The 5,432-nt window shown below is 75.1% G+C and carries 8 protein-coding genes; 5 read left to right on the top strand and 3 right to left on the bottom strand.

Translation table 11 applies throughout. The features are described 5' to 3' along the window. Positions 1–8: 8 nt before the first annotated feature. Together GTR00_RS13590 and GTR00_RS13585 are read left to right on the top strand one after the other, a co-directional pair. A complete protein-coding gene (locus GTR00_RS13590) occupies positions 9–857 on the top strand; it encodes an alpha/beta hydrolase family protein (protein ID WP_407659694.1) in 849 nt (282 codons plus the stop codon). A gap of 156 nt (positions 858–1,013) precedes the next feature. Further along, positions 1,014–2,006 carry an LLM class flavin-dependent oxidoreductase gene (locus GTR00_RS13585; protein ID WP_166612146.1) on the top strand — a complete coding sequence of 331 codons (993 nt, stop codon included), beginning with the start codon at positions 1,014–1,016 and terminating at the stop codon, positions 2,004–2,006. A 23-nt stretch (positions 2,007–2,029) separates the two neighbouring features. Here the strand turns inward: GTR00_RS13585 and GTR00_RS13580 are convergent, their stop codons facing one another. Next, a complete protein-coding gene (locus tag GTR00_RS13580) occupies positions 2,030–2,737 on the bottom strand; it encodes an SDR family oxidoreductase (protein WP_166612145.1) in 708 nt (235 codons plus the stop codon). 57 nt (positions 2,738–2,794) lie between these two features. Here GTR00_RS13580 and GTR00_RS13575 point away from each other — a divergent pair, with 57 nt between their 5' ends. Continuing rightward, positions 2,795–3,190 carry a MerR family transcriptional regulator gene (locus GTR00_RS13575; RefSeq protein ID WP_166612144.1) on the top strand — a complete coding sequence of 132 codons (396 nt, stop codon included), beginning with the start codon at positions 2,795–2,797 and terminating at the stop codon, positions 3,188–3,190. 25 nt (positions 3,191–3,215) lie between these two features. Here the strand turns inward: GTR00_RS13575 and GTR00_RS13570 are convergent, their stop codons facing one another. After that, positions 3,216–3,629 (bottom strand): ester cyclase, encoded by a 414-nt coding sequence (locus tag GTR00_RS13570; RefSeq protein ID WP_166612143.1) that lies wholly within the window; start codon positions 3,627–3,629, stop codon positions 3,216–3,218. A gap of 140 nt (positions 3,630–3,769) precedes the next feature. Between GTR00_RS13570 and GTR00_RS13565 the strand changes: the two genes are divergently transcribed. Beyond that, positions 3,770–3,988 carry a hypothetical protein gene (locus GTR00_RS13565; RefSeq protein ID WP_166612142.1) on the top strand — a complete coding sequence of 73 codons (219 nt, stop codon included), beginning with the start codon at positions 3,770–3,772 and terminating at the stop codon, positions 3,986–3,988. Between the two features lie 83 nt (positions 3,989–4,071). After that, on the top strand, positions 4,072–4,242 hold the full coding sequence (locus GTR00_RS13560) for a hypothetical protein (protein WP_166612141.1): 171 nt from the start codon (positions 4,072–4,074) through the stop codon (positions 4,240–4,242). Here the strand turns inward: GTR00_RS13560 and GTR00_RS13555 are convergent. Further along, positions 4,239–5,402, bottom strand: coding sequence for a branched-chain amino acid ABC transporter substrate-binding protein (locus tag GTR00_RS13555; RefSeq protein ID WP_323132464.1), 1,164 nt, complete (start codon positions 5,400–5,402; stop codon positions 4,239–4,241). The genes GTR00_RS13560 and GTR00_RS13555 overlap by 4 nt on opposite strands. Between the last annotated feature and the right edge of the window lie 30 nt (positions 5,403–5,432).

The raw sequence follows: 5,432 nt of genomic DNA, 5'->3' as shown, positions 1-5,432 counted from the left end.
CCCGCGGCCTGCGCGCCGCGCTGGCCGCGGCCGCCGTCGCCGTGCCGGCGCTCGCCGGCGCGACCCCGGCGCAGGCCGCCAGCCCGTACGAGCGCGGCCCGGCCCCCACCACCGCCAGCGTCGAGGCGGCCCGCGGCTCCTTCGCCGTCTCGCAGACCAGCGTCTCCAGCTTCTCCGCCACCGGTTTCGGCGGCGGCACGATCTACTACCCGACCACGACCACCGCCGGCACCTTCGGCGGCGTGGTGATCGCCCCGGGCTACACCGCCACCCAGTCGAGCATGGCGTGGTACGGCCCGCGCCTGGCCTCGCAGGGTTTCGTGGTGTTCACCATCGACACGAACTCCCGCTACGACCAGCCCTCCTCGCGCGGCGACCAGATCCGGGCGGCGCTGACCCACCTGACGACCCGCAGCACCGTGCGCACCCGCGTGGACGCCACCCGCCTGGCCGTCATGGGCCACTCCATGGGCGGCGGCGGCACGCTGGAGGCCGTCAAGGACAACCCGGCCATCAAGGCGGCCATCCCGCTGACGCCGTGGAACACCGACAAGACCTGGCCGGAGATCGGCACCCCCACGCTCATCATCGGCGCGCAGAACGACTCCGTGGCGCCGGTGACCTCGCACTCCGAGCCGTTCTACAACACCATCCCCACCGCCACCGACAAGGCGTACCTGGAGCTGCGCGGGGCCAGCCACTTCGCGCCGAACACCTCGGACACGACGATCGCGAAGTACAGCATCAGCTGGCTCAAGCGCTACGTGGACGAGGACACCCGCTACACGCAGTTCCTGTGCCCGGCGCCGACGACCACCCTGGCGATCAGCGAGTACCGCAGCACGAACTGCTCCTGAGGCGCTGAGCGCGGGCCGGCCGACCCCCTCCCGGCCGGCCCGCCGACGACACCCCGGCGCGGGCGCGGGAATGCCCCGCCCGCGCCGGTGGTTGCCCCGTGCGAGCGTCGCCCCGCACGGAGCGGCGCGCCGTGCCGTCGTGCGAGAGGTCGTCCCATGTCCCTGCCGCTGTCCGTCCTCGACCTGGCCCACATCGCCCCGGGGCAGTCGGCGGGCGAGAGCATCGCGGGCAGCGTGGCCCTGGCCCAGCAGGCGGAGCGGTACGGCTACCGGCGCGTCTGGTACGCCGAGCACCACAACATGGCGAGCATCGCCTCCTCCGCGCCCGCCGTGCTCATCGCGCACGTGGCCGCGCACACCAGCACCATCCGCCTGGGCGCCGGCGGGGTCATGCTGCCGAACCACTCGCCGCTGACCGTCGCCGAGCAGTTCGGCACCCTGGCCGCCCTGCACCCCGGGCGCATCGACCTCGGCCTGGGCCGCGCGCCCGGCTCGGACGAGAAGACCACCTACGCGCTGCGCCGCGACCCCTCCGCCGCGGAGGACTTCCCGCGCGACGTGCAGGAGCTGCGCGCCTACTTCGCCGGCGAGTCCCTGGTGCCCGGCGTGGACGCGGTGCCGGGCAAGGGCGCGCGCGTGCCGCTGTACGTGCTGGGTTCCTCGCTGTTCGGCGCCCGGCTGGCCGCCGCCCTGGGCCTGCCGTACGCGTTCGCCTCGCACTTCGCGCCGCAGGCGCTGGAGGCCGCGGTGGCCCTGTACCGCAGGGAGTTCCAGCCCTCCGAGGACCTCGACGCCCCGCACGTCATCGCCGGCGTGAACGTCGTCGCCGCCGACACCACCGAGACCGCGCGGGCCGCGTTCGAGCAGGTGCGCCGCGCGTTCGCGGTGAACCTCGTCGGGCGCGGGCGCACGTTCACCGAGGACGAGGTCGACCTGCTGATGTCCTCCGCGGCCGGGATGCACGTGCAGCAGATGCTGTCCTGCTCCGCCGTCGGCACCCCGGCCGAGGTGCGCGAGCAGGTCCAGGAGTTCCGCCGCCGCGCCGACGCCGACGAGCTCATCGTCGCCCACCAGGCCCGCGACACCGAGGAGCGCCTGCGCTCGGCCGCGCTGCTGGCCGAGGCCCTGGACGGCGCGCCCGTCGCCTGAGGCGGCCGCCGGGTCCCCGCCCGTCAGTCGAGCATCCGCGCCAGCAGGGCGTGGAACTCCTCGGGGTCCTTGGACAGCCACTCCTTGACGAGAGCGGTCTGCTCGTCGACGACGACCTCGTACCGGTCGCGCTCGACCCCGTCCAGGGTGGCCCGGGCCACGAGGGCGGGGTCGAGCTTGGTGAGGGGCAGGTCCGCAGCCATGTCGGTGTCGGCGACGCCGAGGTGGACCGAGAGCACCGAGGTGCCCTGGGCGGCCAGTTCGTGGCGCAGCGCGTTGCCCATGTTCCACAGCGCCGCCTTGCTGACGGCGTAGGCGGTGGCGCCCGGCAGCGCCGTCCAGGACGCCGCGGAGGCGATGTTGACGATCGTCCCCCCGCCGTTGGCGGCCAGGACGGGCGCGAAGGCGCGCACCACGGACAGCGTCCCCCACAGGTTGGTGTCCATCTCGCGGTGGGCCTGCTCGAGGTCGCCGAGCAGGGTGGCGCCGGTGGCGATGCCGGCGTTGTTGACGAGCAGGTCGACGTCGCCGGCCGCCCGCGCGGCCGCGGCGACGGAGGCGGTGTCGGTGATGTCGAGGGTGAGGGTCCTCACCCCGTCGAGGTCGATCGCCCCCGGGCGGCGGGCGGTCGCGTAGACCGTCGCCCCGCGTTCGGCGAGCTGGGCGGCGAGGTGCCGGCCGATGCCTCGGTTGGCCCCGGTGACGAGTGCAGTGGCTCCGTCGATCTCCATGGCGGGTACGCTAGAACCTGACACAGGTGTGAGGTTCAAGGGGGACGGGAGGTCGTCGTGCGCATCGGGGAACTCGCCCACCGCGCCGGGGTGAGCGTGCGCTCGCTGCGGTACTACGAGGAGCAGGGGCTCGTCCTGGCCGAACGCACCTCGGGGGGCCACCGCGAGTACGCCGACCCCGACGTCGCCCGGGTGCGGTTCGTGCAGCTGCTGTACTCGGCCGGGCTGCCCAGCCGGAAGATCCTGGAGATCCTGCCCTTCCTGGACACCGGGACGGCCACGCCCGCCATGCGCGCCCACCTCGACGACGAGCACCGCCGGATCGAGGCGCAGATCGAGGAGCTGACGCGGGCGCGCGACCGGCTGGCCGACCTGCGCGACATCGCCGCCCAGGCGGCGGCCGGCCGGCCGGCGTCCCAGTGCGCCGCCGCGGCGGCCACCTGCCTGGCGTGAAGCCCGGCAGGGTCGGGGGCCCCGGTCAGGCCGTGGCGCCGGCGGGGGCCCGCAGGGCGTCGCGCACCACGGGGAACAGGTCGCCCCAGCACCGGACGATCCTGCCGTCGGCGAACCGGTAGGTCACCAGCTCCTGGACGCGGATCCTGCGGCCGGTGGGCGCGGTGCCGCTGAAGGGCCCGGTGTGCGTGCCCTCGCCGGTCAGGCGGGCGGCGATCGTGTCCCCCTCGACCACCACCTCCTGCAGCTCCCAGCGGTAGTCGGGGAAACCCACCACCACGGCCCTGACCCCCTCGACGTAGGCGGCCAGCCCGTCGACGGGCGCGGACCCGCTGACCCGGTCGGAGACGAACTCGCCCAGGTCCTCGAAGCGGCGCTCGTTGCAGCAGGCCAGGTAGCGCTCGTACAGGGCGACGAGCTCGGCGCGTTCGGCTCCCACCCGACGATGCTCACACGTCCCCCGGTGCGCGGCCCGCCGGGACCGACCGGCACCCGTTCGCGCCCGGACCGCCGGCGGCAGGGGGCCGGTGGGGTGAGGGCCGCACCGGCCGCGGGCGCCGAGGCGTCACACTGTCGGCCATGGCGCGGCAACCCTGGTGGCGGGCGACGAGGACGCTGGAGCAGTCCAAGCGGTCCGGGCTCCTCTACGCGGCCCTGGCCGTGCTGGCGTGGACCCTGGCGCACGACGACACCACCCCCTTCACCTGGCTCCTCAAGATCACGTTCACGGTCGTGGCGCTCTACTTCCTCGCCGCCTGGTACGTGCGGCGCTCCCGCGAGCAGGGGGGCACCGACTAGCCCGCCCCGCCGCCACCGCGGACCCGGGGTGGCGGGCCCGGGGCGGGCGGTGAGTTCCCCGCCCGGCCCGGGTCGGCACACCCGTGACGACCTTCGCGCTGGTCCACGGCGCCGGCGACGGCCGCTGGGCCCGGCACTCCGCCGGCGGGTTCGTCGTGCCGCTGGCCGCCGAGCGCACCGGCGCGGTGCTGCAGGTCTTCGTGGCCGGCACGGTGCCGCGGCCCGGGGAGAGCCCGGACCGGCCCGGCCCCTAGGAGCCGATCTGCTCGCCGGTGGTGATGGCGCCGCCGCGCACCACGTACGTCCACACCGACGTCGACGTCGGCTCGCCGGTGTCCGTGAAGCCCCACTCCTTGCTGACGCCGTCGCCGGTGTAGGAGGCGACGAAGTCGCGCAGCTGCTCCCGCGTGGTGCGCCCGGCGTCCAAGCCGGCGAGCAGGATGTTCGCCGCGTCGAACGACTCCGCCGAGTACGTGCCGGGCTCCACGCCGAACTCCGCGAGGTAGTCCGCGGCGAACGTGCCGCCGCTCTCCTCCGGCGGCAGGCACGGGCAGGTGAGCACCACGCCCTCGGCGGCCGGCCCGGCGGTGTCCAGCAGGCCCTGGTCCTTGGCGGCGTCGTCGGTGACGAACAGCGCCTGCACGCCGTTGTCGCGCAGCTGGCGCACCAGCAGCCCCGCCTCGGCGTAGTAGCCGCCGAAGTACACCGCGTCCGCGCCGGAGGCGCGCACCGCGGACACCACCGCGGAGAAGTCCGTCTGCCCGGTCTGCACCGTCTCGCTGTCCACCACCGCGGCGCCCAGGCCCTCGCGCACCAGGTCCGCCAGGCCCTTGCCGTACTCGCTGGCGTCGTCCACGACGAACACCCGCTGCAGCCCGCGCTCGCGCAGGTACGTCACCGCCGCCGGGCCCTGCGTGGCGTCGTTGGACAGGGTGCGGAAGAAGTTCGTCCACCCGTTGGTCGTCAGCGCCGGGTTCGTGGCCGTGGACAGCCCCACCAGGTCGCCCTCGGCCATCACCGGGAAGGCCACCCGGGACTCCCCGGAGAACGACGGGCCCACCAGGCCCACGACCTCCTCGTCGCGCACGGCCTGCGCGGCCAGGCCGGTGGCCTGCTCCGGGGCGCCCTGGGAGTCGTACTCCTCCAGCCCCACCTCGCAGGCGCCCTCGCGCGCGTTGTGCTGGTCCACCGCGAGCTGCGCGGCGTTGCGGATGTTGCCGCCGAGGTTGGCGTAGGGGCCGGTGAGCGCGGCGAACACCCCGATGCTCAGGCCCTCGCAGGAGCCGGAGCCGGTGGAGGGGGCGGCGGGGCCCTGCGGCTCACCGCCCCCGGTGGTGCCGCCGCAGGCGGTGAGCAGCAGGGCCGCGGCCAGGCCGGCGGTCAGGGGCGCGGTGAGCCGGTGTGTGCTTCGCACGGCGGTGCTCCGGGGTCGGGGGTCGGGGAC

Source organism: Kineococcus indalonis (assembly GCF_009906395.1).
GTDB lineage: Bacteria > Actinomycetota > Actinomycetes > Actinomycetales > Kineococcaceae > Kineococcus > Kineococcus indalonis.
Note: the sequence above shows the minus strand (reverse complement) of the source record. Positions and strands in the feature narration are given on the sequence as shown.

Bases quoted from the DNA above. Each gene is read 5' to 3' on its own strand.
- GTR00_RS13585 (WP_166612146.1), top strand. From the start codon at position 1,014: ATGTCCCTGCCGCTGTCCGTCCTCGACCTGGCCCACATCGCCCCGGGG.
- GTR00_RS13580 (WP_166612145.1), bottom strand. From the start codon at position 2,737: ATGGAGATCGACGGAGCCACTGCACTCGTCACCGGGGCCAACCGAGGC.
- GTR00_RS13565 (WP_166612142.1), top strand. From the start codon at position 3,770: ATGGCGCGGCAACCCTGGTGGCGGGCGACGAGGACGCTGGAGCAGTCC.